General features: G+C 58.0%; 30 protein-coding genes. 15 read left to right on the top strand and 15 right to left on the bottom strand.

The annotated features are described in order from the left end of the window. The 8 genes from secF (at window position 1) to ACR0IV_RS06635 (ending at window position 4,995) form a co-directional block, all read left to right on the top strand. Complete coding sequence (gene secF / locus ACR0IV_RS06670) at window positions 1-969, top strand: protein translocase subunit SecF (RefSeq protein WP_480657304.1); 969 nt, start codon at window positions 1-3, stop codon at window positions 967-969. Continuing rightward, window positions 962-1,708 carry a sulfite exporter TauE/SafE family protein gene (locus ACR0IV_RS06665; protein WP_480657305.1) on the top strand — a complete coding sequence of 249 codons (747 nt, stop codon included), beginning with the start codon at window positions 962-964 and terminating at the stop codon, window positions 1,706-1,708. The genes secF and ACR0IV_RS06665 overlap by 8 nt, the downstream gene beginning before the upstream one ends. Before the next feature lie 9 nt (window positions 1,709-1,717). Next, a complete protein-coding gene (locus ACR0IV_RS06660; protein ID WP_480657306.1) occupies window positions 1,718-2,071 on the top strand; it encodes an Mth938-like domain-containing protein in 354 nt (117 codons plus the stop codon). 131 nt (window positions 2,072-2,202) lie between these two features. Further along, a complete protein-coding gene (ccmA, locus tag ACR0IV_RS06655; protein ID WP_480657307.1) occupies window positions 2,203-2,817 on the top strand; it encodes a heme ABC exporter ATP-binding protein CcmA in 615 nt (204 codons plus the stop codon). After that, the gene (gene ccmB / locus ACR0IV_RS06650) at window positions 2,814-3,470 is read left to right on the top strand and encodes a heme exporter protein CcmB (RefSeq protein WP_480531669.1); all 657 of its coding nucleotides are present in this window, start codon (window positions 2,814-2,816) and stop codon (window positions 3,468-3,470) included. Before ccmA ends, ccmB begins: the two co-directional genes overlap by 4 nt. Before the next feature lie 61 nt (window positions 3,471-3,531). Continuing rightward, entirely contained in the window at window positions 3,532-4,305 is a 774-nt protein-coding gene (locus tag ACR0IV_RS06645; RefSeq protein WP_480657308.1) for a heme ABC transporter permease, read from the top strand. Then, on the top strand, window positions 4,302-4,460 hold the full coding sequence (ccmD, locus tag ACR0IV_RS06640; RefSeq protein ID WP_480469421.1) for a heme exporter protein CcmD: 159 nt from the start codon (window positions 4,302-4,304) through the stop codon (window positions 4,458-4,460). Before ACR0IV_RS06645 ends, ccmD begins: the two co-directional genes overlap by 4 nt. Continuing rightward, complete coding sequence (locus ACR0IV_RS06635; protein ID WP_480469422.1) at window positions 4,453-4,995, top strand: DsbE family thiol:disulfide interchange protein; 543 nt, start codon at window positions 4,453-4,455, stop codon at window positions 4,993-4,995. The genes ccmD and ACR0IV_RS06635 overlap by 8 nt, the downstream gene beginning before the upstream one ends. On the opposite strand, the gene ACR0IV_RS06630 is transcribed toward ACR0IV_RS06635, so the two are convergent. From ACR0IV_RS06630 to acnA, 3 genes are all read right to left on the bottom strand, one after another. Continuing rightward, a complete protein-coding gene (locus ACR0IV_RS06630; protein ID WP_480657309.1) occupies window positions 4,990-5,691 on the bottom strand; it encodes an SDR family NAD(P)-dependent oxidoreductase in 702 nt (233 codons plus the stop codon). The genes ACR0IV_RS06635 and ACR0IV_RS06630 overlap by 6 nt on opposite strands. A 127-nt stretch (window positions 5,692-5,818) precedes the next feature. Further along, complete coding sequence (locus ACR0IV_RS06625) at window positions 5,819-7,321, bottom strand: BCCT family transporter (protein WP_480657310.1); 1,503 nt, start codon at window positions 7,319-7,321, stop codon at window positions 5,819-5,821. A 119-nt stretch (window positions 7,322-7,440) separates the two neighbouring features. Next, window positions 7,441-10,131 carry an aconitate hydratase AcnA gene (gene acnA / locus ACR0IV_RS06620; protein ID WP_480657311.1) on the bottom strand — a complete coding sequence of 897 codons (2,691 nt, stop codon included), beginning with the start codon at window positions 10,129-10,131 and terminating at the stop codon, window positions 7,441-7,443. 226 nt (window positions 10,132-10,357) lie between these two features. On the opposite strand from acnA, the gene ACR0IV_RS06615 reads away from it, so the two are divergent. Then, the gene (locus tag ACR0IV_RS06615; protein WP_480657312.1) at window positions 10,358-11,059 is read left to right on the top strand and encodes a DUF1223 domain-containing protein; all 702 of its coding nucleotides are present in this window, start codon (window positions 10,358-10,360) and stop codon (window positions 11,057-11,059) included. Here ACR0IV_RS06615 and ACR0IV_RS06610 read toward each other — a convergent pair whose 3' ends face one another. From ACR0IV_RS06610 to purB, 5 genes are all read right to left on the bottom strand, one after another. Beyond that, entirely contained in the window at window positions 11,060-11,983 is a 924-nt protein-coding gene (locus ACR0IV_RS06610; protein WP_480658544.1) for a lysophospholipid acyltransferase family protein, read from the bottom strand. 72 nt (window positions 11,984-12,055) lie between these two features. Beyond that, complete coding sequence (locus ACR0IV_RS06605) at window positions 12,056-13,150, bottom strand: flagellar motor switch protein FliG (protein WP_480657313.1); 1,095 nt, start codon at window positions 13,148-13,150, stop codon at window positions 12,056-12,058. A 66-nt stretch (window positions 13,151-13,216) separates the two neighbouring features. Beyond that, window positions 13,217-13,759 (bottom strand): tetratricopeptide repeat protein, encoded by a 543-nt coding sequence (locus ACR0IV_RS06600; protein WP_480657314.1) that lies wholly within the window; start codon window positions 13,757-13,759, stop codon window positions 13,217-13,219. A 104-nt stretch (window positions 13,760-13,863) separates the two neighbouring features. Further along, window positions 13,864-14,016 (bottom strand): chitin-binding domain-containing protein, encoded by a 153-nt coding sequence (locus ACR0IV_RS06595; protein ID WP_480469429.1) that lies wholly within the window; start codon window positions 14,014-14,016, stop codon window positions 13,864-13,866. Window positions 14,017-14,130: 114 nt separating this feature from the next. Further along, complete coding sequence (gene purB / locus ACR0IV_RS06590) at window positions 14,131-15,435, bottom strand: adenylosuccinate lyase (RefSeq protein ID WP_480469430.1); 1,305 nt, start codon at window positions 15,433-15,435, stop codon at window positions 14,131-14,133. An 88-nt stretch (window positions 15,436-15,523) separates the two neighbouring features. Here purB and ACR0IV_RS06585 point away from each other — a divergent pair, with 88 nt between their 5' ends. The 5 genes from ACR0IV_RS06585 to ACR0IV_RS06565 all read left to right on the top strand — a co-directional run bounded on the left by ACR0IV_RS06585 (window position 15,524) and on the right by ACR0IV_RS06565 (window position 17,988). Further along, on the top strand, window positions 15,524-15,856 hold the full coding sequence (locus ACR0IV_RS06585; RefSeq protein WP_480469431.1) for a hypothetical protein: 333 nt from the start codon (window positions 15,524-15,526) through the stop codon (window positions 15,854-15,856). Further along, complete coding sequence (locus ACR0IV_RS06580) at window positions 15,853-16,275, top strand: DUF6314 family protein (RefSeq protein WP_480657315.1); 423 nt, start codon at window positions 15,853-15,855, stop codon at window positions 16,273-16,275. The genes ACR0IV_RS06585 and ACR0IV_RS06580 overlap by 4 nt, the downstream gene beginning before the upstream one ends. A 76-nt stretch (window positions 16,276-16,351) precedes the next feature. Then, a complete protein-coding gene (locus ACR0IV_RS06575; RefSeq protein WP_480657316.1) occupies window positions 16,352-16,939 on the top strand; it encodes a biotin transporter BioY in 588 nt (195 codons plus the stop codon). A 141-nt stretch (window positions 16,940-17,080) separates the two neighbouring features. Then, window positions 17,081-17,635, top strand: a complete 555-nt coding sequence (locus ACR0IV_RS06570; RefSeq protein WP_480657317.1) for a hypothetical protein — start codon at window positions 17,081-17,083, stop codon at window positions 17,633-17,635. A gap of 11 nt (window positions 17,636-17,646) precedes the next feature. Further along, a complete protein-coding gene (locus ACR0IV_RS06565; protein ID WP_480469435.1) occupies window positions 17,647-17,988 on the top strand; it encodes a hypothetical protein in 342 nt (113 codons plus the stop codon). A 48-nt stretch (window positions 17,989-18,036) separates the two neighbouring features. Here ACR0IV_RS06565 and ACR0IV_RS06560 read toward each other — a convergent pair whose 3' ends face one another. Both ACR0IV_RS06560 and dddP read right to left on the bottom strand, forming a co-directional pair. Beyond that, on the bottom strand, window positions 18,037-19,251 hold the full coding sequence (locus tag ACR0IV_RS06560; protein WP_480657318.1) for a bifunctional alpha/beta hydrolase/OsmC family protein: 1,215 nt from the start codon (window positions 19,249-19,251) through the stop codon (window positions 18,037-18,039). Window positions 19,252-19,702: 451 nt separating this feature from the next. Continuing rightward, complete coding sequence (gene dddP, locus ACR0IV_RS06555) at window positions 19,703-21,046, bottom strand: dimethylsulfonioproprionate lyase DddP (protein WP_480657319.1); 1,344 nt, start codon at window positions 21,044-21,046, stop codon at window positions 19,703-19,705. A 125-nt stretch (window positions 21,047-21,171) separates the two neighbouring features. Between dddP and ACR0IV_RS06550 the strand changes: the two genes are divergently transcribed. Further along, window positions 21,172-21,915 carry a heme-dependent oxidative N-demethylase family protein gene (locus ACR0IV_RS06550; protein ID WP_480657320.1) on the top strand — a complete coding sequence of 248 codons (744 nt, stop codon included), beginning with the start codon at window positions 21,172-21,174 and terminating at the stop codon, window positions 21,913-21,915. 36 nt (window positions 21,916-21,951) lie between these two features. On the opposite strand, the gene ACR0IV_RS06545 is transcribed toward ACR0IV_RS06550, so the two are convergent. The 5 genes from ACR0IV_RS06545 to ACR0IV_RS06525 all read right to left on the bottom strand — a co-directional run bounded on the left by ACR0IV_RS06545 (window position 21,952) and on the right by ACR0IV_RS06525 (window position 26,457). Next, a complete protein-coding gene (locus ACR0IV_RS06545; protein WP_480657321.1) occupies window positions 21,952-22,860 on the bottom strand; it encodes a hypothetical protein in 909 nt (302 codons plus the stop codon). A 197-nt stretch (window positions 22,861-23,057) separates the two neighbouring features. After that, window positions 23,058-23,849, bottom strand: coding sequence for a lytic murein transglycosylase (locus ACR0IV_RS06540; protein ID WP_480657322.1), 792 nt, complete (start codon window positions 23,847-23,849; stop codon window positions 23,058-23,060). A 60-nt stretch (window positions 23,850-23,909) separates the two neighbouring features. After that, the gene (locus ACR0IV_RS06535; RefSeq protein WP_480657323.1) at window positions 23,910-24,557 is read right to left on the bottom strand and encodes an MSMEG_1061 family FMN-dependent PPOX-type flavoprotein; all 648 of its coding nucleotides are present in this window, start codon (window positions 24,555-24,557) and stop codon (window positions 23,910-23,912) included. Between the two features lie 122 nt (window positions 24,558-24,679). Beyond that, complete coding sequence (gene glnA, locus ACR0IV_RS06530) at window positions 24,680-26,086, bottom strand: type I glutamate--ammonia ligase (RefSeq protein WP_480657324.1); 1,407 nt, start codon at window positions 26,084-26,086, stop codon at window positions 24,680-24,682. 32 nt (window positions 26,087-26,118) lie between these two features. Then, a complete protein-coding gene (locus ACR0IV_RS06525) occupies window positions 26,119-26,457 on the bottom strand; it encodes a P-II family nitrogen regulator (protein WP_480469443.1) in 339 nt (112 codons plus the stop codon). Window positions 26,458-26,522: the final 65 nt, after the last annotated feature.

Raw genomic sequence — 26,522 nt, 5'->3', positions numbered from 1 at the left:
ATGAGACTGAAACTTGTACCCCAAGGCACCTCGTTCGATTTCTTCAGCCGCTGGAAGATTTGGTTGGGCATTTCTGCTCTGATGATGGTCGTGGCCTTCGCCTCGTTCATGCTGCAGGGCCTGAACTTCGGCATCGACTTCCGGGGTGGCACCACGATCCGGACCGAAAGCACGCAACAGATTGACGTTGGAGCCTATCGAGACGCCATCGCGCCGCTGGAGCTGGGTGATATCACCATTACCGAGATCTTTGATCCCACCTTTGGACCCGATCAAAACGTCGCCATGATCCGTATCCAGGCGCAGGATGATGCCGAGGCCGTCGCCGCCAGCACCATCACCGCCGTGGAAGAGGCGCTGCAATCCGTGGTTCCCGATATCGAGTTCGTTTCGGTCGAATCCGTCGGCCCCAAGGTTTCAGGTGAGTTGATCCAAACCGCCGTGATCGCTGTGGTGCTCGCCATCGGGGCCGTGCTTGTCTACATCTGGCTACGGTTCGAATGGCAGTTCGCGCTGGGTGCGGTGGCAGCACTGGTTCATGACGTGATCCTGACCATCGGCATCTTCTCGGAACTGCAAATCCGTTTCGATCTGGCCATCATCGCGGCGCTGCTGACCATTGTCGGTTATTCGCTGAACGACACCGTGGTTGTTTTCGACCGGGTCCGCGAGAACCTGCGGAAATACAAGAAGAAAGACCTCAAAGAGGTGCTGAACATCTCGATCAACGAAACCCTCAGTCGGACGGTGATGACCTCGGTCACCACGCTGCTGGCGCTAATCTCGCTCTATGTGCTGGGCGGAGACGTCATCCGCGGCTTTGTCTTCGCGATGATCTGGGGTGTGATCATAGGCACCTATTCGTCGGTCTTCGTGGCCTCGACCATTCTACTGTGGCTGGGGGTCAAACGCGACTGGTCGAAACCGTCGAATACGGCGGGCAACCAGTTCGCCAATATCGATGCCTGAGTATTTCGGCCAGACTCCGACCAGTCTGGCCGTTATCATTTCAGCCGCCCTGATCGGAGGTATCGTTCGCGGCTTCTCGGGCTTCGGAACAGCGTTGATATTCCTGCCCATGGCCAGCCCGTATCTTGGCCCCTTCGGCGCGATCATCGCACTGACCATCATGGATATCTTTGGCCCGCTGCCGAACCTGCGTCGCGCCTGGAACGCAGTCGACAGGTCTGATCTTACCCGCCTGATTCTGGGATGTGCGGTGGTCCTCCCAATTGGCCTTTGGCTGCTCGCCCGCTCTGAGCCCGAGCTGTTTAGATACCTCGTCAGCCTAATCTCACTGTCCATGTTGGCCGCACTCGCGTTCGGCCTGCGCTATCACGGCAGAGTAGGGCGGGGAATGGTAACAGTAATCGGGGGTGCTGCGGGTTTTCTTGGGGGGATCGCGGGGATACCGGGCCCGGCGGTCATCCTGTTCTACATGTCGCGCCCACTCCCCGTTGCCGTCATCCGCGCCACGATCCTGCTGTTCCTGTTTGCCTTCGATTTCCTGATCCTCGGCTACCTCACGGGAATGGGGCGCGTTACGTTTGCAACCGTCGGTATGGGGCTGATGCTTGCCATTCCCAACATCGCGGGGAACTGGCTGGGTGGCTGGATGTTCCGGCCCGAGCGCGAAAGGCTCTACCGCATAACCGCTTATCTGGTGATTGCGTCAGCTGCCTTGTCCGGTCTGCCGCTTTGGGGTTAAAACCCCGCCATGCGCCTGAATGAGATCACCTATACCAACGCCCAGCCGATCGACGGCTACGGCCCCGGCTTTTTCCGCATTGGCGGGCAAGTGCATGAAGGCCTCGTGCTGACCGGCCCCACAGGAACCACAGCCTGGGGCGGTTATGCTGATGAAAACGCACTTCTGGCTTTGTCGGATCAGATCGATGTTCTTTTCATCGGAACCGGCATGGACCTGACCCACATCCCCGCCAAGCTGCGTTCAACGCTTGAAGAAGCTGGCATTGGTGTCGAAATCATGAACTCCCCCGCTGCCTGCCGTACCTACAACGTGCTGCTTTCTGAAGGCCGCCGCGTCGCGCTGGCGCTGATCCCCGTCTGAGGATCCGTTCTTCATCTGGCCGAAAATATCTCGGGGAGCGCGAGGGGCTGGCCCCTCGCTTCAAACACTCCCAACCGTTCTGCGGCATTTCCGACCTTTTTCCCGCACGCACAATCCGTTAATCGGACGTCATGACTTTGATAGTAACCGATCTGGCCATCACGCGCGGAGGCGTCCCCGTTCTGGAAGGGCTCAGCTTTTCGCTCTCTGCCGGAAAGGCTTTGATCCTGCGTGGCCCCAACGGGATCGGCAAGACAACCCTGCTGCGCACACTTGCTGGCCTGCAGCCACCGCTGGCAGGCCATATCGAAGGCGCCGATGATCAGATCGCCTATGCCTCACACTCTGATGGCCTGAAACCAACACTGACGGTGACCGAAAACCTCAGCTTCTGGGCGTCGGTCTTCGGAGTGCAGGGCATCCAGAAAGCGCTCGATGCGTTTGCGCTGAACGAACTCGCGGATCGGCACGCGGGTAACCTGTCTGCGGGGCAGAAACGGCGGCTCGGATTGGCCCGGATGCTGGTCACCGGTCGTCCGATCTGGATGCTGGACGAGCCCACTGTGTCGCTGGACAAAAACGCCGTACAGATGTTTGCCGACGCCGTGCGCGCACATCTGGGGCAGGGCGGCTCTGCCCTGATTGCCACTCATATCGACCTCGGTCTGGATGGAGAGGTTCTGGATGTCGGCCCCAACAAGGCCAAGCCCAAACCCATCGATGATTTCGACGGAGGTTTCCTGTGATCGCCCTGTTGCTGCGCGACCTGAAATTGGCCTTCCGCGCGGGTGGAGGGTTTGGTCTGGGTCTGGCTTTCTTCCTGATCGTGACCGTATTGGTGCCTTTCTCGGTCGGCCCGCAATCTTCGCTATTGTCCACCATTGCGCCTGGGGTCCTCTGGCTGGGCGCATTGCTTGCCTGTCTTTTGTCCCTCGACCGCCTGTTGGCCCTGGATTGGGAGGACGGCTCGCTCGATCTGCTGGCCACCGCGCCACTGCCACTGGAATCGGTGGTTACCATCAAAGCTTTGGCCCATTGGCTGACGACTGGCCTGCCATTGGTTCTGGCCGCGCCGTTTCTGGGTGTGTTGCTGAACCTACCGGTGCCCGGCTTCTTCTGGCTGGTTATCTCTCTGCTGATCGGCACCCCGGCCATGAGTGTCATCGGCACCTTCGGCGCAGCCCTGACCGTCGGCCTGAAACGCGGAGGTTTGCTGTTGTCGCTGCTGGTGCTACCGCTTTATGTCCCGACCCTGATCTTCGGAGCCGAGGTCGCCCGCCGCGGGGCCACGGGGATGGAGACGCAAACCCCACTGCTTATGCTGGCCGGTATCACGGCCGCCACGGTTGCACTGCTGCCCTTTGCCAGCGCCGCCGTCCTACGTATCAATCTCAGGTAACAGGATCGATGATTGACCGAGGTCAATTGAGAACCATACCGACTTGGACTAGATAGGGCTCATGACAATCGCAGCCAAAGCCAACGCCCTCTGGGAATACGCCAATCCGCGCAAGTTTCTTGCAACGAGCGAGCGCATCCTGCCGTTTTTCTGGATAACCTCGGCTGTCTGCCTGGTCACTGGGCTGGTCTGGGGGTTCTTTTTCACACCGGATGACTACAAGCAGGGATCGACCGTCAAGATCATCTATCTGCATGTGCCCGCCGCGCTGATGGCAATCAACTGCTGGCTGATGATGTTGGCGACTTCGCTGGTCTGGCTGGTCCGTCGCCATCATGTAAGTGCTCTGGCCGCGCGTGCCGCCGCACCGATCGGCATCGTTATGACCCTGATCGCTCTGGCCACCGGCGCGATCTGGGGTCAGCCCATGTGGGGGACGTGGTGGGCCTGGGATCCGCGCCTGACTTCGTTCCTGATCCTGTTCCTGTTCTATCTGGGCTATGTTGCCTTGTGGGAAGCGATCGAGGATCCCGACACTGCCGCCGACCTGACCTCGGTCCTTTGCCTTGTGGGATCGGTCTTTGCGCTCCTCAGCCGCTACGCGGTGAACTTCTGGAATCAGGGGCTGCATCAGGGCGCCTCGGTCATGCGGGCCGGGGCGATTACCGGAACGGATACCGAAGAGAAGGTTAGCAATATCTACTTCTATCCGCTGCTGCTTTGCATCATCGGCTTCGTGCTGCTGTTCATCGCACTGGTCTTCTATCGCACGGGCACGGAAATCCGATCCCGTCGGACCAAGGCACTGCTGGCGCGGGAAAGGATTAACGGATGATCCCCGATCTTGGTAAATATGCCGACACAGTCTTGTGGTCCTATGTCGTGTCAATCGGGCTTCTGATCGCGTTGGTGGGTTTCAGCGTGGTCCGGGGCCGCAAGGTACGGGCCGAGATGGAAAAGGTCGAACAAAGGATGTCGCGCAATGGCTAAGATCTCGCCCCTGATGATCGCGCCTCCGCTGATTTTCGGAGCCTTCGCTGTACTCGCTGGCATCGGCATGTTCCGCGACGATCCCAACGCGCTGCCGTCAGCGCGCGAGGGCCAGCCCGCACCGCCCGTCGTGTTGACCGAGTTCGCGGGCAAACCGGGTTTCGATGACGCCACTCTGCGCGATGGTGAGGTCAAGCTGGTCAACTACTGGGCCAGCTGGTGTGCGCCCTGCCGCGTCGAACACCCCAACCTGCAGGCACTGTCGGACGAGGGCATTCCGGTCTACGGAATCAACTACAAAGACAAGCAGGACAATGCCGAGGCTTTTCTGACCGAACTGGGGGATCCCTATGCTGGGATCGGGCGGGATGAACAGGGCCGTATGGGGCTGGATTGGGGCGTCTACGGCGTGCCTGAAACCTATGTGATCGACGGTGAGGGCACGATCATCCTACGCTTTGCAGGGCCGATAACGCAGCGGGTGATCGATAGCACGATCCGTCCCGCGCTTGAGAAGGCGGCAGGCGGTTCATAACCGGTAACCTCCGGTCGCAGCCAGTACCTCTCCGGTGACGAAGGACGCGGCGTCGGAGGCCAGAAATCTGACCACTTTGGCGATATCTTCGGGCCTTCCAGCCCGACCTAAAGCCGTATCTTTGACGAATAACTCCGTCAGTTCCTCTGACCGGGGCGCTTCGGGAATGTTGATAGCTCCCGGAGCTACCGCATTCACGCGTATCCCTTGTGGCCCGAGCTCCTTGGCCATGGCGCGGGTCCACAAGTTCAGCGCGGCCTTGCTGGCCCCATAGGTCACCGCATCCCGCGGCGGCAGAACGGCGTTCATTGAAGAAATGCTGATGATCGAGGCATCGCGTTTCAGATGCGGCAGCGCGGCTGTCAGCAATGCAGCAGGGGCCAGCAGATTCAGATCCAGAATGGCGCGATGGTCTTCTGCCTGAAACTCCTCTTTCGGCGTAGATTTCACGAGACCGGCGTTGTTGACGATCACATCAAGCCGACCGAACTGCTCCATCACCTGAGCGATCACTTTCGCAGGTTGATCGGGCGCAGACAGATCGGACCGTATGGCCAGATTTTCCCCGCCCAAAAGCTCAGGTGCTGGTTTGCTTGACAGCCACGTAAAAGCAACACGGTGATCGCGGCTGAAATCCTCGACAATTGCACGCCCTATTCCGCGTGCGCCGCCTGTTATCAATGCAACTTTTTCCATCGTTGCAGAAAATCGTCATAGCGCCGAAGTTTCAATGACGAATATGCGCAGTTATTTGCGGATCAAAATCCAGATCATTGCACCGATGAATGCAAATGTGATCAGGTTCATCAGGGTATCTGTCAGATCACCGATCAGCATGGTTCTGGCCCTCCTCCCGTAACCCTCGGAACAGGCAGACCATCAGCAGGACTGAGATGAACACAAAGGGTAACGCCCCGAGTGAGATCAGGATTTTCACCGAATTCACCGACCCGGACAGGATCATCGCCACGCTCAACAGACCCAGCAATGCGCCCCAGATCAGGCGCACGCGCGGGGGTGGGTTTTCGTCCCCATCGGTCGAGAATGTGCCCAGAACAAAAGCCGCGCTTACGACGCTGGTCACGATGAACAGAAACGCTGCTGCTACGGTTGCCAACGTCGTGATCAACGACAGGGGCAGGCGGTCGAGCAGGGCGAAGGTCACCCGTTCAATGTTCGTTTGCGTGTAGACCAACAGCTCTCCGGCGCCGTTGAGGGCCTCGAACAGGCCGATGCCGCCAAAGGCGCCAAACCAGAAGATCGAGAACAGCGTGGGTGCGAAAAGCACCCCGATCACGAATTCTCGTATGGTTCGACCGCGTGAGATCCGCGCAACGAACACGCCCACAAATGGCCCCCAGGCGATCCACCAGACCATGTAGGTAAGGGTCCAGTCGCTGAACCATTTGGCGACGTCATCGCCGAAGAAAGTGAAGGTCTGAAAGCCGCGTGGGATGACATTGGTGATGTAGTCGCCAAATCCCTGAACCACTGTATTCAGAAGATATTCGGTCGGACCGAGGATCACCGTGTAAGAAACCAAACATATTGCGATCAGCATGGCAGCATTGGACAAACGCGCCATGCCCTGACCCAGATCGATCAGCAGCGCCGGGATATATGCTGCGACCATGGCTAGAAAGACGAGGCCGATCAAAAGGGCTCCGACCGTTTCCTGACCGCCCAGAACCGCGATCCCGTCTGCCACCTGAAACACGCCCATTGCCATCGAGCCACCGACACCGATGGCAATGGCAACTATGGCCATGAAATCCGACAGCCACCCGACACGCTCGGCCCAAAGTTCGCCGGGAAACAGGCTTTTGATCGGAGCACTGACCATCATGCCCGTCCCGCGCCGAAAGCTGAAATAGGCGATAGTCAGCGCGGTCGAGCCGTAAATGGCCCATGCGTGCAGGCCCCAGTGGAAATTCGTTGCTAACATCGCCTGCTGCGCGGCGACATAGTCGGGGGCCATGCCCGAGATGAAGTTGAAATGGGTCAGCGGCTCGGCGACCGCCCAGAACAGTAGACCAACGCCCATTCCGGCGGAAAACAGCATTGAAATCCATGTGGCGGTTGAGAATTCAGGCTCTTCATCATCTCGGCCTAGACGGATCTTGCCATACGGAGAAAATGCCAGAACCAGGCACCCGATCAACATGCCCGAGGCAGCCAGCATCACAAACCAGCCACGACTGTGGAAAGTTTGCTGTACGATACCATTGGCCCAGGTCACCAAACTCTGGATGTCGATGACACCCCAGATACCGATCACAGCAATAACGCTGAGCGAGCAGACCAGCAGGGCGTTGGGTTTTTTCATGGCGGATGGCGTCCGTAGGTGACCTCTCCTAACAGTTTCAGATTTTTGAATTAATGGCCAGAAAACAAAAAACCCCCGACGCTAGGCCGGGGGTTCGGATTTGATATGACGCAGTTGCGTTACGATGCTTTTGCGAGGTTACGCAACACATACTGCAGCACGCCGCCGTTTTCGATGTACTCGATCTCGGGTGCGGTATCGATACGGCACTTCAGCGTGATCGTCTTCTCGGTGCCGTCGCCATAAACGATGGTGCAGGGAACTTCCTGCAGCGGCTCAACCGAGTCCAACCCGTGGATCGATACGGTCTCATCACCTTTCAAGCCCAGCGACTTGCGTGTGTCACCGCCTGTGAACTCGAACGGGATGACGCCCATGCCAACCAGGTTCGAGCGGTGGATACGCTCAAAGCTTTCGGCGATCACGGCCTTGACGCCCAGCAGCGCAGTGCCTTTGGCCGCCCAGTCACGCGAGGAACCTGCACCGTACTGTTCGCCGCCAAAGACGACCAACGGAGTGCCCTGTTCCTGATAGGCCATCGACGCTTCGTAGACCGAAGTCTGCGCGCCATCGGGGCCTTTGGTGTAGCCGCCTTCAACGCCGTCCAGCATCTCGTTCTTGACGCGGATATTGGCGAAGGTGCCGCGCATCATGATCTCGTGGTTGCCACGGCGCGAGCCATACGAGTTGAACTCCCGCGGTTGAACCTGACGATCTGTGAGATACTTACCGGCGGGTGTGGTCGTCGCGAACGAACCAGCGGGCGAGATGTGGTCAGTGGTGATCATGTCCCCCAGGATCAGCAGAACCTTGGCACCTTCGATGTTCGAGATCGTTCCCGGTTCGGCCCCCATGCCCTGGAAATAGGGTGGGTTCTGGATGTAGGTCGATGTCGCAGGCCAGTCATAGGTCTCCTGCTGCGGAACATCGACACCCTGCCATTTCTCGTCACCTTTGAAGACGTCGGCATATTTCGACTGGAATGCCTCGCGGGTCACGGTCTGTTCGACCAGCTCAGCGACTTCCTGTGCCGTCGGCCAGATGTCTTTCATGTAGACATCGTTGCCGTCCTTGTCCTGACCGATCGGTTCCAAAGTCAGGTCAATATCCAGCGTACCGGCCAGCGCATAGACCACGACCAGCGGCGGCGAGGCCAGATAGTTGGCGCGCACATCGGGCGAGATGCGGCCTTCAAAGTTCCGGTTGCCCGACAGAACCGAAGTGGCAACCAGATCGCCCTCGGCAATCGCTTCCGAGATCTCTTGCTGGATCGGACCCGAGTTACCGATACAGGTGGTGCAGCCATAACCCACGAGGTTGAAGCCGATCTTGTCCAGATCTTCCTGCAGATCCGCCGCCTCAAGATAGGCAGACACAACCTGCGATCCCGGTGCCAGCGAGGTTTTGACCCAAGGCTTGCGGTTCAGACCCAAAGCGGCGGCTTTGCGCGCCACCAGACCGGCGCCGATCATCACATAGGGGTTCGATGTGTTGGTGCACGAGGTGATCGAAGCGATTACGACCTTGCCCGATTCCATGGTGTAGTCTTCGCCTTTGACGGCGACTTCTTTGCCCATGGGACGCTTGAAAGTCTCCTCCATTTCCTTGGTGAAAGCGGCCTTGGCGTCGGTCAGCGCAACATAGTCCTGCGGGCGTTTCGGGCCCGAGATCGCGGGGACAATGGTGCCCATGTCCAGCGACAGGGTGTCGGTGTAGATCGGCGCATAGTCCGCGCCGCGCCAGAAGCCGTTCTCTTTCGCATAGGCTTCGACCAACGCGATACGGTCTTCATCACGACCGGTGTTGCGCAGGTAACGCAGCGTTTCGTTGTCGATCGGGAAGAAACCACAGGTCGCGCCATATTCCGGGGCCATGTTTGCAATGGTCGCACGGTCGGCCAGCGGCAGACGGTCCAGACCTTCGCCGTAGAATTCGACGAATTTACCGACCACGCCCTTTTCGCGCAGCATCTCGACGACCTTCAACACGAGATCTGTGCCGGTGGTGCCTTCGACCATCGCGCCAGTCAGCTCAAAACCAATAACTTCCGGGATCAGCATCGAGATCGGCTGACCAAGCATCGCCGCCTCGGCCTCGATCCCGCCGACGCCCCAACCCAGAACGGCCATGCCGTTAACCATGGTGGTGTGGCTGTCGGTGCCGACCAGCGTATCGGGGTAGGCGACCTCTTCACCGCTCTGGTCGGTGTCGGTCCAGATGGTCTGGGCCAGATATTCCAGGTTCACCTGGTGGCAGATACCGGTGCCGGGGGGCACAACGCGGAAGTTGTTGAACGCGTTCTGGCCCCATTTCAGGAACTGGTAGCGTTCCATGTTGCGCTCATATTCGCGGTCCACATTCATCTGGAATGCGCGCGGGTTGCCGAACTCGTCGATCATGACCGAGTGGTCGATGACCAGATCAACTGGGTTCAGCGGGTTGATTTTCTGCGCGTCGCCGCCCAGACCCTTGATGCCGTCGCGCATCGCGGCCAAATCGACCACGGCAGGCACGCCGGTAAAATCCTGCATCAGAACGCGGGCAGGGCGGTATGCAATCTCGCGCGGGTTTTTACCGCCATTCGCGCCCCATTCGCCGAAGGCTTTGATATCGTCGACCGAGACCGAAAAACCGTCATCCTCGAACCGCAGCATGTTCTCCAGCACCACTTTCAGCGCGGCCGGGAGTTTCGAGAAATCGCCCAGACCGGCCTCTTGCGCGGCGGGGATCGAGTAATAGGAAATGGACTTGCCATTCACGCTCAGGCTGCGGCGTGTCTTGGCGGTATCCTGTCCGACTTTGATGGGCATCTTATGGCCTCCCTCTCAAATGACGTGGAATATGGGATTCGCTGAGGGGTATCTGCATGACGTTTGCTTTCGGTTCAAGGTCCAACAGGCCGCCTGCGGCAATTTTTGTATACCATTGCACACATTTTCGCGAAATTTTGCCAAAATAGTCTCAAGAAACCTTGATTGGTGGTTCAGGTGATTCCGGTTTAGATCTTTAATAAGACCACTCAGACCGAGAGATTTCATGCTCAGAACAGCCGCCCTGACCGCGATTGCCTCATCTTTCTTTACGACCGCAGCCGTGGCGGAAGCCGATCCGGTGGTGGTTGAGCTGTTTACGTCGCAGGGCTGCTCGTCCTGCCCGCCGGCGGATCGGATCATGCAGGAACTGGCGCAGCGCGATGACGTCATCGGGTTGGCCTTGCATGTGGATTATTGGGATTACATCGGCTGGAAGGACGAATATGCCAGCCCCGCGCATACGGAACGTCAGCGGGCTTACGCGCGCGAAGGCGGGCGAACCATGATCTATACGCCGCAGATGGTGGTGAATGGACAGCAGGATGTTGTGGGGGCCAAAGCAGGCGAATTGAATCGTCTGATCAACGCCCACCTGACGGCCGCGCCCGAGGCTGAAGTGAGCGCGACACGTACAGGCGAAGATGTGGTGGTGGACGTCACCCCGGTCGAGCTTCCCGCTGGCCAGACCTATGAGGTGCGCGTCGTGCAGTATTCTCCGATGCGCCACGCTTCGATCCGGCGCGGTGAACTTGCAGGGTATGAGCTGGACTACGCCAATGTGGTGGAAAACTGGCAGATCGCCGGGCACTGGGATGGTGTGGCACCGCAGGAATTCAAGGTATCGCTCGCATCTGACCTGCCTGCGGTCGTGTTGATCCAACGCGCGGGTCATGGGCCAATCGTCGCTGCAACGCGTGTGAAGTGATCAGGGCATATCCTGAGGTTGCACCCCAAGTTTCTTCCACGCTTTCCAGCGGCGGTGAATCCAGAACCATTGCCCCATGTGCTGCCGTACCATCGCTTCCAGATCGTCATTGGTGAATTGGGTCATGGTCTTGGGATCGGTATGGTGCACCGGATCGTGCAACACGATCTCAAAATCAATGCCATTGGGTTGGCGCACCGCATAGCAGGGGATCAGCACCGCCTTGTATTTGATCGCCAACTCAGCATTCAGGACCGAAGTCACGGCGGGTTTGCCAAAGAAAGTCAGCTCTTCACCGCCATGGGCATGGAGGTCTGACACAATCGCGATGATGCCGCCTTTCTTCAGCGAGCGGACCATCTCGACCATGCCGCGACGGCCTTGTTCGAACATGGGCGCGCCAGTCTGATAGAAAGCATCCACATACATCTCGTTGAAATAGGGGTTGGCCATGCGGCGATAGAGGCAGCCGATCGGCTGGCCGCTGCGCGCTTGCAGTGCGACACGTGCCGCTAGGTAATGCCCGAAATGCGCGGTGATCATCATCACTGGACGCCCTTCGACAACGGCCTTGTCAAAAGCCTCGACACCCGGCCCCGAGATCTTGGCCTTGCTTTGACGGTCGATGAAACCATCGGCCGAGAAATGCTCCATGATCGCCCGCCCGGCATTGTCAGGCACCGCCCGGCAGATGCGTTTGACCTCATCCTCGGGCAGTTCAGGGCAGGTGAGCTTCAGGTTGCGCCGCACACGTGTGCGGAAGCCCACCAAGGGTGCAAGCCAGCTGGTTAAGGCCCCCATCGCGCCAATGCGCCGTTCATAGGGCAGCATACGCATGCCGCCGATCACCCCTTTCAGGAACAGGTTGGCGACATAGTATTTTCCAAGCTCAAATCGGCTCAGTTCCGACTTTTCGACGGGCATGGGGAAGGGCACCTGGGCGTTGTGAATTGCGCGATCAGACATACAGGCCCCGTTCTTTGATCACAAGTGGGGCTAGGCGTCCTCCTCCTCAGTCTCAATCTGAGTAATGGCACCTTCGTCCAGCAAGGAACGGATGGCGGCAACGATCTGTGTCATCGCCTCTTCCGCTTCGGCTTGTTTGACCTTGCCGCGATCTGCCATCTCTTCGCGCAGATTGTCGGCCATCCGAGAAGATATGTTGGACAGGATAAACTCAACCGCCGCCGCGTCGTCTTCGGTGCTTGCGCCTGCAAAGGCGGTCACAAGGACGGGCTGTTCCACTGCGCGCAGGATTACAGGAATATCACGCGGCTGAATACGCTTGGGAATATGAGCAAATATGAAGATCGATTGCCGAACTACACTGGCAAAATCTGCATCCTCTTCGTCCAGCGCAGACAGCAAACCGTCGCGTGTGGCCGCCGCTGACTGATTGAGGATCGCGCCAACCCGCGCGCCGGGGCCATCGCGAAAGGCCGGAGTGGGGCGCTGGTCCAGTTGCGCGGCCAGAGACCACCCGATGCGTTCCACCGCTTCCGGCGTCACGTTCGCGGTTTTCGAAACCGCATATGTGATCCGGCGTGCCGTTGGGCCGGGCAGGTGACCGAGGATCTGTGCTGCCGTGGCAGTTTCAAGCTTTGACAGCATCACCGCTGCCACCTCGGTGCTTTCCGCCTTGGCCATTTCGGCCAGCTCTTCCGGGGGCACCTCGCGCAAGCGTTGCCATGGATCGCCAACCTGTCGCACTCCGGCCACTTTGCGGAGCCGCGCGGCGGTTGCCGGAGCAATCTTGCCATTCACCGCGTCCAAAGCCCCGGCCAATCCATGCGGAAAGGACAGGCCAACGCCATCCAGCGCATCCACGAACTCCTGCGCCACGGCGGCCAGTGTTATCCGATCAACAAGGCCCATCTGCCCCAATTGATGGGTCAGTTTCTCCTGCAATGGATCGGGTAGTTCCTCAAGCGGGATGTCGGCGCCTTCGTTCAGGAGCAACCGAACCACAACCGCTGCTTTTTCCCGGTTGCTGAGCTGGCGGGGCACAATCCGATCTGCCCCATCATCCTGATCGGAGAGCGGGGGTTGGGCGCCCGGCGCCCTTTGTACCAATGCGTGTGTGTCCTGCATCTGCCTGCAATGCCAAGTTCGCGTTGCAGGCAGAATAAGGAGAGTCGGGTAAAGAAACCCTGAAGCTTAGTAGCTATAGGTCAGCCCAGTACGAATGGCTTCGCGCAAGGAGGCTTCGGCCCAGGTGCCCTCGCCGCCGCGTGCCTTGATCTCGCGCCATTGTGCAATGGCCAGCTCGGTCTTGCCTTCGGCGACAAAGCCCTGCGCCATGTAGCTGCGGGCCAGGATGTTGTCGGGGTTAGCGTCGATGGCCTTCTGATAGAAGGCATTGGCCAGTTCCAATTCACCCATCTTGCGGTAGGTAAATCCCCAATAGGTCTGAACCCGGTCATCCTCCTGATCCATGATGCGGAGAATGCTCTGAGCGTTTTCATATTGCCCGTCATAGGCCAGTTCACGCACCGCATCATACAATTTATCTTCGGTAAAGTTGGTTCTGTTGGGTTTTACACACCGTCCAGCCGCCTCGTCATATACGCGGCCAAACAGGCATTTCTTGGTGGTGTTGGTCGGTTTGGGAGGGCTGCTGTCACCGCCGCCTGCGGCGTGAACCATGGGGGCAAAGGCAAATGCCTGAAATGCAATTGCGGATGCAAGGACTAAGCGCATAATTTGTCTCCGTTCTCGGGGCTGCTTCTTGAAATCATAGTGCGTTCTTCAGAAAAGCTAACACCGGACGGGTCGCATTTATTCACAAACAGGAAAGAACGTCTTCAGCTGTTCACGATTTTTGTGCAGCTTTGCGCTTCCTGATCCCAGACCGAGCCTTCGGCGCAGGATTGGGTTTGTTTGGTAGAGTTACTGCATGCAATGCCAGCAGAGGCCAAGCAAACAAGGGCGATGGTGCAAAGAGCGGTTCGGATCATGATCTGTCCCTTTCGCAGAGATTATCACCGCATCATAACCGATTTTCGCGTATTCGTAAAAAGGCCCGACCTGCGTTTGAGCAGGCCGGGCCATATTTTCGGGGTTTTGCGCGTTTATTCGCCGAAGACCCGTTCAAAAATCGTGTCGACATGCTTGGTGTGATAGCCGAGATCGAATTTCTCTTCGATTTCCTCGGGGCTCAGCGCGGCGGTGACGTCGGGGTCTGCCAGCAGTTCTTCTTTGAAATCGGTGCGATGTTCCCAAACCTTCAGCGCGTTGCGCTGAACCATGGCATAGGCGTCTTCCCGGCTGACCCCTGCCTGTGTCAGCGCCAGCAGGACGCGCTGGCTCATCACAAGGCCGGGGAACTTGTTCATGTTCTCCAGCATGTTCTCGGGGAAGATCAGCATCTTGTCGATTACGCCGGTCAAACGGGCCAGCGCAAAATCCAGCGTAATCGTGGAGTCCGGCCCGATCATCCGTTCGACCGACGAATGCGAGATATCGCGTTCGTGCCAGAGCGCCACGTTCTCCATCGCTGGGATCACGGCCGCACGCACCATACGCGCTAGGCCGGTCAGGTTCTCGGTCAGTACCGGATTTTTCTTGTGTGGCATGGCTGACGAGCCTTTTTGGCCCATCGAGAAGAATTCCGCCCCTTCCAGCACCTCGGTCCGCTGCATGTGGCGGATTTCGATGGCAATGTTCTCGATGCTGCTGGCGATCACGCCCAGCGTGGCAAAGAACGCCGCGTGGCGGTCACGCGGGATGACCTGCGTGCTGATCGGCTCGGGGACCAGCCCCAACTTGTCGCAGACATGCTCTTCGACGTGCGGATCGATATTCGCGAAGGTGCCAACTGCGCCGCTGATCGCTCCGGTGGCGATTTCAGCGCGGGCATCGCGCATGCGCGACAGGTTGCGGTCCATCTCGGCATAGAAACGGGCAAAGGTCAGGCCCATCGTGGTCGGCTCGGCGTGGATGCCGTGGCTGCGGCCAATACGGACGGTGTTCTTATGTTCGATGGCGCGACGCTTGAGAGCAGCCAGTAGACCTTCGAGATCGGTAATCAGGATGTCCGCAGCGCGGGTCAGCTGCACGTTGAAGCAGGTGTCCAGAACGTCCGAACTGGTCATGCCCTGATGCACAAAACGGGCTTCTTCACTGCCCACATGCTCGGCCAGATGGGTCAGGAAAGCGATGACATCGTGTTTGGTGACGGCCTCGATCTCGTCGATGCGGGCGACGTCAAATTCCACGTCCTTGGCTTTCCACACCGCCTCGGCGTTTTTGCGCGGGATCACGCCCAGATCGGCCATAGCATCGCAGGCATGGGCCTCGATCTCATACCAGATGCGGAATTTGGCCTCGGGCGACCAGATAGCGACCATGTCAGGGCGGGAATAGCGGGGAATCATTGGCGGCAGCACCTTTTTGTGATTGGGATGAGGCGTTGGCGCGGGGTTTAGCCGCGTGCGCACGAGGGAACAAGATGCGAGTGCCGGGATGAGACGGTTTGCCCTGATTTTGTTGCTCTGGCCGGGTATATTGGCGGCGGAAGAGTTTCGCGCGCTCACGGGCGATGAGATATTGCGGGCGTTGACTGACAGGAAGCTCGAATATGGCGCAGGTATCTGGCAAATCTTCGAGGGTTCCATGCAATCCCGGTATTTCTCGGGTCGTCCAAGTACGGGGCGCTGGGCTGTACGTGGGGATCAATATTGTTCGATCTGGCCACCATCCGAGCTTTGGGCCTGTTATGACGTCCACCAACGCGGCGATACGATCCGGTTTGTCGACAAATCGGGCGGGATAACCGATGGAACCTATATCGAATGACCTTGCCTGCATCTCTTTCTGACTTCGAAGGACGCTGGAGCCTTGATCGGCTGATCCGGGACGACCGGGCAGGGCAACTGGTTCACGCCGATGGAAACGCCGTTTTTCGGCGCGAAGGGGGTGCATTGCTTTATGATGAGACCGTCACGCTGCGTATTCCCGACCAACCTGAAATGACAGGCACGCGCCGTTACCTATGGCGCGAAGCGGGCGACCAGATAGCGATCCATTTCGATGATGATCGCTATTTTCATGCTCTGAAACTGGGGCAGGACCGGGCCGAGGACCACCACGATTGCCCGCCCGACAGCTATGATGCATTATATGATTTCTCAGGGTGGCCGCACTGGAAAGTTCGTTGGAGCGTGTCCGGACCGCGAAAATCCTATGAAATGGAGACCAAATATACGCGGCGATAGCGTAATCATCTTGCAGTAGAGGCCCAGAATCTGCATTGCTGCATGCGCAAAGAGATCCGCAAGTGGAGAGAACAAAATGAATGCGAACGTATTGGCCAATGCGATTGGCCCGCGCGAGGGGACAGCGCTACGCGTCAAACAGGTTGTACTGGTTGCTCTGGGCATCGTTGCTCTGGCAGTTGCTGCAAAAATCAAAGTACCGATGTGGCCGGTTCCGATCACTATGGGCACCTTTGCCGTGCTGACCATCGGCACCGCTTATGGCGCGCGCCTGGGCCTGATCACCATGCTGGGTTACCTGCTGGTTGGCGCGCTGGGCTTTGATGTGTTCGCCGGTTCGTCGGCCGAGAAATTCGGTCTGACATACATGATGGGTGGCACGGGCGGCTATCTGGTCGGTTATGTTCTGGCGACATTGGCTTTGGGTGCTCTGGCCGCGCGTGGCTGGGACCGTTCGGTTGGCAAGCTGGCGCTGGCACTGGTTCTGGCGAACGTGCTGATCTATGTGCCCGGCTTGCTGTGGCTGGGTCAGCTTTATGGCTGGGACAAGCCAATCCTGGAATGGGGCCTCACACCCTTCCTGCTGGGTGACGCGATCAAGCTGGCTCTGGCCGCACTGTTGATCCCGGCTGTTTGGAAACTGGTCGGCGACGCCCGCACCTGATCCTACGCCTTTTGCTAAGATCCAAACCCGCGTCCGAGTGCTTCGGATGCGGGTTTTTTATTGCGGCGACAACGTCATGCTGGACAAGAGCGGGCAGGGCGGGTCAATCTGAGCCTTGAGAAATCATTAGGCTATTGAGATATGCGTATTCGACTAAAGTCAGCGCTCGCGCTGTGTGGCGCATTGTGGTTCGCAGGCGCTGCACTGGCTGAAACTCCGGTAACATATACTGATGATGGGCGAGCACTATTCCGCTTTAATGTACCCGATTTCTGGGCCGTTCGAACCGGTGGTCTGCGCGAGATCGAAGACACCGAACTGGGTGATGCCCGTGCCGTTGCACGGGTTATGGGAATCAAGCCGGTCACGGATGATAACGTCTGGATGGGCTTCGTCTCACCCGCCGGAGTATCCGATATTCAGGGTGGCATCCGCTATCTGGACGATATCGACAAGTTTCTGGTCAACGACCCAACGGTTACCAGCACCAGCGATACTCGTATAGGCGGACTTCCTGCTCGGGTGATCCGGGGCTCTGGTTCGCGTGAAGGACGCGGAGTGAATTTCACCGCGACGATCATTGATCTGCCGCAGGGCCGTGTCGCAGTCGCGGTGGCGATCCTGCGAGATGGGGCCAATCCGGCTTATGTGGACGATCTGAACGACATCTTCTCGTCCTTCCGGTCATTGCAGTGACGGAGGTTCGGATGACACGCAAACTTATCAAACGATCCGCTCTGGCTCTGGGCCTCGGCTTGTCGACCCTTTCCCTTTCGGCCTGCGACGGCGTCACAATTGGCGTTGGGTACGGGTATGACCCGTTTTATGACTCGATGCTGTGGAACGACTATTATCATAATCGTGACGTGAATGTTGACGTGGACATCAATCGGCCTGAGCGGCCCGATCGCCCAAAGCCGCCTGTTTCAAAACCTCCGCAGCGGCCAAAGCCTCCGATCGCCAAACCGCCTGCGCGTCCGCGCCCGCCCGTGGCGCGCCCTCCGGTGGCAAGACCTCCGATCCACCGCCCGTCACCACGGAGGCGCTAATCCGAAAGCAACTGCACGGCAGCGCCTTGATGGCCGATGCGCAAGGCGTTAGTCGAGCAATTCGGTCGTGATCCGTGCCGATCCTTCCAGGGTCCGGTGGACAGGGCATTTGTCCGCAATCTCCATCAGCTTGGCTTTCTGATCGGCGTCAAGCGGCCCCTCAAGCCGGATCTTGCGGCGGAACAGATCAACCTTGCCCTCACTGGCAAGCCCCGCGTCCTGCGCATGCACCTTGTTGTGGCAGACATCGACGGTAATTCCGGTCAGCGGCCAGTGCTTGCGGCGCGCATACATGCGGATCGTCATCGAGGTGCAGGCCCCGAGGCCAGAAGATACAAAACCATAGGGCGACATGCCGCGATCCGTGCCTCCATAAGAGGCCGGCTCGTCCGCCACGGCGTGATGACGCGGACCGGATTGGATGTCCTGCAGAAATCCCGACGGATCAGCCTCGGTTACGCGCACGACGCCCTCTGGCGCACCGGGTGGAGGCGCGGGCGGGCAGAGCTTGACGTAGCGAGATACCCAGGCCGCGATTACGTCGGCCGCATAGTCGGCATCCTCTGCGCGGGTGATCAGGTGGTCAGCATCGTCGAGCGTTACAAAGCTTTTCGGATGTTTCGCCGCCAGAAAGATGGTGCTGGCATTGTCGATGCTGACAGTCTCATCCCGCGGGGCATGCAGGATCAGCAGGGCTGCTTTCAGCTCGGCAATGGCCGGCGACAATGCGGTTTGTGAAATGTCGTCCACGAACGCCTTTCCGATACGGAAAGGCCGTCCACCCAGAGACACTTCGGCGCTGCCTTCCGCCTCAATCTCGGGCAGGGCAGCTTCAAAATGGTGCGAGACATGGCCGGGATCGGCGGGCGCGCCCAATGTGACCACTGCCTTAACCGAGGGGATGCCAGCGCGGGCACGCAGCACGGCGGCCCCGCCAAGTGAATGGCCGATCAGCAGTGCAGGGGCCATATCGCGCCCTGCGAGATACTGTGCCGCTGCGATGAGGTCCTCAACGTTTGAGGTGAAGGTGGTGTTCGCGAATTCTCCGCCCGAATGGCCGAGCCCGGTAAAGTCGAACCGCAGTACAGCAATGCCCATTGCGGCCAGGCGAGCAGAAATACGTCGCGCTGCCGGGATGTCTTTGGAGCAGGTGAAACAATGCGCAAACAGCGCCGTTGCCAGCACGGGCCCATCCGGCAGATCGAGGCGCGCGGCCAATTGACTGCCGTCGTGACCGGCAAAGGTGATGCGTTCGGTGGGCATGGGTGTTCCTTGGTGTTGGGATCACGCCAATACTGTGTGCTGCGGGCGGTTCGCTCAACCCTTATGTCAGAAGCGTCACGGTAAGGTGAGGATTTGACACCAAAACCTGCGCCGGATCGCGGGTCCGTCGTGTCTCATGAAAACTGAACATACATCATTGGTTGTGATGATACATCAAATAAACATTCATTTTACTAATGTATGTGGGGCGCCTACCTCTTAGCCATCACTGGTTCAAATATCGGAGGCTAAAATGGCACATGCACCCATAGTTACACCAAGACCAACTGTGCGCCCCGGAGTATTGTTTGCAATCCTCCTGACGGGCGCAATCGGCTTTGCCCTCGGGCAGAACTGGCCGCTTTTCGAATCTCAGCAAACCGTCGTGTCGGCACCAGAGGACTGGCACGGTAATGTCAAACGTTCAGATTGGGGACGGGATCGTTAACCTCTATTCCAGTCCCATAAGCTGTGCGTCGAACGGGTATTTGGTCAGGTTCTCATAACCATCTTCGGTGATCAGGACCTGATCTTCTAGCTTGATCGAGAAATCTCCGCCAACTTCGCCCACGGCGGCTTCGACGCACAGCACCATGCCCGGTTCGAGCGGGTAGTCGTATGCACCCTCGACCGCTTTGTCCGGATAGGCGACAAGGGGCCATTCATCACACAAGCCGACCCCATGCATCAGGCAGCCGTATTTCTGAGCCTGGAACTTGTCGTCCAGCCGGTGGGCATTGGCAGTCAGTTCCGGGATCGTGACGCCGGGCTTCAGCATTTCCATATTGGTCATGATGTGTTCATGCGCGTGCTGCATCGCATAGATCATGTCAGCGCGGGGTTTCTGATCGCCGATCCACCACGTGCGCGAGATATCGACACAAATACCGTAGGACCCGATCAGGTCTGTATCAAAGGCGATGATCTCATTCTGGCGTGTGATCCGCGGACCGCATTCCTGAAACCAGGGATTAGTACGCTGGCCCGAGGCCAGCAGGCGGGTCTCGATCCATTCGCCGCCGCGCCGGATGTTTTCTGCGTGCAGGACGGCCCAGATATCATCTTCAGATGTCTTTCCATCGCCCACATTGGCACGCGCAAACCGTTCCATCTCCGCAACGGCAGTCTCACAGGCATGACTGGCGCAGCGCATGGCGAGGATCTCGTCCGGCCCTTTCACGGCGCGGGTCTTTTCGGTGAGTTCTTCACCCTCCATGACGTCAAACCCCTGCGCTTCAAGTGCGCGCAAACCGTGCAGCATGATCTTGTCCACGCCCAGCCGTTTGTTGGCGCCGCCATGTTCCTCGATCAGCACCCGCACCTCGTTCGAGAATACATCAGCAGCAATGTCGATCTTGTCGCCGCGATCAAAATAGAACAGGTCCGCACCCGAGCGCTGCTCACGCACGAGCGGGTTGAATTTCGACAGAAACGGGGAGTTCTTGTAGTCCCAGATCACCATATATCCGTCTGCGCACACCAGCACGGCCCGGAACGGGTTATGAGTGTTCCACAACTGCATATTGGTGCTGTCGGTTGCGTAGCGGATGTTGAGCGGATCAAACAGCAAAACACCGCCCCAACCGCGATCCACAATCCCCTGGGTTAGCCGTTTCCAGCGATACTCGCGCATGCGTTCTAGGTTTGGCAGGCTTAACCCGGCCGCAGCCCATTCATCAAACGCCAACTGGGTCGGCCCGATCTCGATCCGGTCGTTGTCGTTGGGGGTTCCATCCCCAAGGGTGGCGCCTTTGGTCGGGTCAATCTTGCGGGTATCGCGATATGGGCTGTTCACGGGGCGGGCCTCTCTGTTGGTCTGGTCACACTGCAAAGCAAGTTTCACCTCGTCTTTAAGGTTTGCGACTGAAAGCGGGTCGCTTTTTGACCGACAGGGTTGGCAAGGGATGTTATGCCTCTGACATGACAGCGATTTTGCAACGAGACATCCCTTACGACCCTCTGGCTCCGAATCCGTTACCCGGCATACGCCCGGCTGATCCCGACCACTGGCTGCTGCGGGATGATGCCTTTGCGGGTCAGATGCAGCGGCGCGGAGCGCTTCTGGCAGAGCACAAGGCGGATGTTCTGGCGCAAAGCCCCGAGGCATTGGCCCCGGCACAAGAGTTGCTCGATCTTGTATTGCGGCAGACCTATCCGGGCTCTGCCGAACAGGTATGCCGCCCCGATGGCGTGCAGATCACGATAGACAGATCAAAGCCGTTGGAAATACTTTGCCAATTGGTGCAGGAGGATTTCTGTATCCTGCAGAAACAGGGTGACGAGCATGTCTTGACCGGAGCCATCCTGTGCTTTCCCGCAAGCTGGACGCTGTCCGAGAAATTCATGCACCCGTTGATTGCGATTCATGGGGAGGTTGACGCATACGACGCGAATATCGCCAGGCGGGTGCAGCGGTTATTCGATGGCATTCAAGTGGGTCGTCCCCTCTGGCGGTTCAATACGCTGTGGTATCACGATGCCGAGCTGTTTCAGCCTCGCAGCAATCAAGAGCCGCGCAGGATCCGGGATCGCGACAGGGCCCGATATCTGCGCAACGAGCGTCAGATCCTGCTGCGTCTGCCGCAGACGCAGGCGGTCGTCTTCTCGATCCATACATATGTTCTGTTGGCTGACCGCTTCCTGAAAATGGAAAACCCCGCCTGATGGCGGGGCTTCCAAGGAGGGTCTTCGGTAATTCTGTTAGATGCCCAAGGCGGTCGCGACCTCGGCGAAGGCGTTGGTTGAGTGCAACCCGAAAATCGCCATCGTAAAGGCCAGTACCTGCGTATTAAGGCGGAAGTCTTCACCCCGGATCAGGTTCACGGCGGCCAGGGAAATCGCAATCGGGGCCGAGACGCTAGCGACAGCACCTGTCATGCCCCAACTGGTGAGCCTTAGAATATCGTTGGGTTTCTCCGTTTCATCGACAGAAGCGGGAGAATCCTGCACAGTGACCGGCGCCTCGGGTTCAGTGCGGAATGCGATGCTGAGCAGTTGCTCATCGCTCAGCTGGATGGGACGGGGTTTGGTGGTTCTGGGTTCGTCCATCACCTCATCGGGATCAGGCAGATCAAGTCCGGCAAACCGCCCGCTGATGGAGTCGAAAATCTGCTTTCGATCCCGGGGTTTACGCGGCGCGATTGAATCAAATGCCCCAAGAAACTGTTCGATCGTCAAAACCGTCTTGGGGGACAACCACTCGACACGCTGGGTCGAACAGATGTCGACCATGCGATAGAGGATGACGACAAGCATAAGTTCGCTAATCTCGCTGTCATCCAGAAGGGCAGATACCGGGCAAATCGTGATCGTCAGCCTGTTGCTCGGCAATGATACGACGGGCCGTTTCAGTGTCTTCAGCCCGGCAGCGCGGTCCATGCGTACGTGACGCGAATGCTCGGCCTCGACGGGCGCTGAATCCAACGTAAGACGCACGAGATACTGGCTGGTGACAATACTGGCCTCAGAGGTGCTCAGCAGGGTCTTGCGCTCGACCAGATGCCCATAGTCTTCAAGCGTAGTCTTCACGACATCACAAAAGCGCTCAAGCGCGCCATCTGTGGTGCCGTTGAATTGCAGACCACCATGATACATGTGCTTTGCGGTCACAGCTTGTTCCTTTGCCGTAATATTCCTCACGACAGATTAACCGCGGATGTAGGGCAAATTTTGACGAAACGGGAGAAAAGTCAGATTTTTCCGGAATTGATTACGCTTTGGAAACCAAGAAACTAAGGGGGTGCCTTAATGTCTGTGGCAAGAATGTGGCTGAAATCAGGTTCAGCGATGTCGGTCGTCGGGCAAGATTAGTTATCGATTCGCCATGCCATAATTGCGATGGATTGCTGGTAGACCGAGGCCGCATTCCACTGCTTGATGACTGCAAAATTCGGCTCGCCCGGTTGATAGCCTTTGCCGGGTTTCCACCCTTTCTTACGAAGAAAATTTGCGGTCGAGGCCAGGGCATCGGTCATGTTGTAGAAGTCGACCTGACGGTCTCCGGTGGCGTCGACACCATAGGTCAAGGCATTGCCCGGCAGGAACTGTGTATGACCCAACTCGCCATGTTTTGCCCCTTTTGTCGCCATCGTGATACTACCCTGATCCACCAGTTTGAGTGCTCCGATGGCATGAGGGATAAAGAATTCGGATCGGCGACAATCATAGGCCAGAGTGGTGATTGCTGACACAACCGGACTATCGCCCATAAAGCCACCGAACCCGGTTTCCATGCCGTGGATGGCGATCAGGACGCCCGCCGGCACGCCGTATTGTTTCTCTAGCGCCGCATAGAATTGCGGGTTGCGGGCTTTGCGTTTGCGCCCCTGCGCGATGATCGTGTTTGCGCCACGCACCTGCATGAACTTGTCCAATGAATACTTGAAGCTTTTCTGGTTGCGGTCGGCCGCGATCGTTCTTGTTTGGTACTGGGTTTGGGCCAGCGCTTGCAGGCCTTTCTTTTTGACGCCTGCGCGTTTGGCCTGTTTCGCGAAATCCTGTTTCCAGGCTTCGAAGCCAGCGCTGGTGTTGCCACACGTGGCCGAGAAGGCAAGTCCGGGTGTGATCAGTGCGAGTGTCAGTAGAAGCGGGCGAAGCATAAGACCTATCCGTTTGGGTAAATTGAAAGTGCAGAACGCGTTGACCGCCGGTGCGACGGGTTAATAAAGATCCAGTTCTCCGGCGGCTTTCAGGCTTTCAAACCATTCGTCCGGCGTCTGCTTGATCTTGGCATGCTTGACCATCATTGCGTTCATATTCGGCAAGTTGGAGGAATTCGGCCAGTTCTCTGGCTGCCAGAGATTTGCGCGGATAACGCATTTGGGGCAATGCGCGAAAACAGTCTCAACATGGATCAAAAGCGCAAGCTTGGGCGCGTGCGCATTCACTGCCATCGATTGCAGTAGTTTGGGATCCGCACATATGCGCGCCTTGCCGCGCAGGCGCAGCGTTTCCATTTTTCCGGGAACAAAGAATATCACGCTGACCCTGGGGTCTTGCAGCACATTATGAAACGTATCTACACGTTTGTTCCCGGGCCGGTCCGGAATGGCGATCAGAGAGTCTGACAGTACCTGAACAAACCCGGGCGGATCGCCGCGTGGAGAAATATCGAGATGCCCCTCCGGGTTGGCAGAGGCGATCAGACAGAACGGAGAGGTTTCGATGAAATCGCGACACATCTGATCTAGTCCAGACAACTCTTTATCGATGATCTGGGGCAGCGGCTGTCCGCAGATGCGTTCCAAGTCTTCGGGTGAAGTTACGAAATCTGAAAATTCGGCAAATCGGGCGTCGCTGGCGGTCATATGTATTCTCCGCAGGGTGCAATGATCCAAGTGTGGAAGATCAGCCGCAATCCGTCAAACCCCGTCGAAAAAAGGGGCGCCCGATGGGCGCCCCTCTGAGAATTTTCGCAGAAAATTCTTAATCAGCAGCTGTAGTACATGCCGTATTCTACAGGGTGCGGAGTGTGCTCGTAGGTTTCGACCTCTTCCATCTTCAGCGCGATGTAGCCGTCGATCTGGTCTTTGGTGAACACGTCGCCCTGCAGCAGGAAGTCGTGATCGGATGCCAGAGCTTCCAGAGCCTCACGCAGCGAGCCGCAAACGGTCGGGATGTCGGCCAGTTCTTCAGCAGGCAGATCGTACAGGTTCTTGTCCATGGCTTCGCCCGGATCGATCTTGTTCTTGATGCCGTCCAGACCAGCCATCAGCAGCGCGGCAAACGCCAGGTAGGGGTTCGCGGCCGGATCGGGGAAGCGGGCCTCGACGCGCTTGGCTTTCGGGCTTTCGGTCCACGGAATACGGACACAACCCGAGCGGTTACGAGCCGAATAGGCGCGCAGAACAGGGGCTTCGAAACCGGGGATCAGACGCTTGTAGCTGTTGGTCGCCGGGTTGGTGAAGGCGTTCAGGGTCTTGGCGTGCTTCAGGATACCGCCAATGAAGTACAGCGCCTCATCCGACAGGTCAGCGTATTTGTCGCCTGCAAACAGCGGCTTGCCATCTTTCCAGATCGACATGTTCACGTGCATGCCAGTGCCGTTGTCACCTGCGATCGGCTTCGGCATGAAGGTGGCCGATTTGCCGTAGGCATGTGCAACGTTGTGGATGACGTACTTGTATTTCTGCAACTCGTCTGCCTGCTTGGTCAGGCTGTCGAAGATCAAGCCCAGCTCGTGCTGACAGGACGCAACCTCGTGGTGGTGCTTGTCGACCTTCATGCCCAGACGCTTCATGGTCGACAGCATTTCCGAGCGCAGGTCCTGGCTCTCGTCGATCGGGTTGACTGGGAAGTAACCGCCTTTGACGCCAGGACGGTGGCCCATGTTGCCCATCTCGTACTCGGTGTCGGTGTTCCACGACGCGTCGGTTGCATCAACTTCGTAAGATACCTTGTTGATGCTGTTAGAGAAACGGACATCATCGAACAGGAAAAACTCAGCTTCGGGCCCCATGTAAGCAACGTCGCCGATACCCGATGCTCTCAGGTATGCTTCGGCCTTCTGAGCAGTTCCGCGCGGGTCACGCTCATAGGCTTCGCCGGTGTCGGGCTCAACAACCGAGCAGTGCACGCAGATGGTTTTTTCCGCGTAGAACGGATCGACATAAGCGCTGTTGGTGTCGACCATCAGCTTCATGTCGGAGGCTTCGATCGACTTCCAGCCCGCGATGGACGAACCGTCGAACATGAAGCCTTCTTCCAGAAAGTCTTCGTCAACCTGATCGGCCATCAGTGTGACGTGCTGCAGCTTGCCGCGCGGGTCGGTGAAACGGACATCGACGTATTCGGCGTCTTCGTCCTTGATCAGCTGAAGAACTGCGTCCTTGCTCATTCTTTTGATTCCTCTGATTTGAAGATGGTGCGTTACAGGGCTTCCGAACCGGTCTCACCGGTACGGATGCGAATGGCTTGTTCGACGGGTGAGACAAAAATCTTGCCGTCGCCGATCTTGTCGGTCTTTGCGGCACCGACAATGGCCTCGATTGCGGCGTCGACCTGATCGTCGTCCAGCACGACTTCGACTTTCACCTTGGGCAGAAAGTCGACAACATATTCCGCGCCGCGATAAAGCTCGGTGTGGCCCTTCTGGCGGCCAAAGCCCTTTACCTCGATCACGCTGAGGCCTTGCACGCCCACGTCCTGCAGCGCCTCTTTTACTTCGTCCAGTTTGAACGGCTTGATGATCGCTTCGATCTTTTTCATTCCGGCTCACCTTGCATGGTTGTCTGGATCGCACTGATCACGTCTAAGATGGTGCGGCAATCCGA

The organism is Ruegeria sp. C2, from assembly GCF_056537765.1.
The sequence above is the reverse complement of the archived record's forward strand: the minus strand, read 5'-3'. Positions and strand labels throughout refer to the sequence as shown.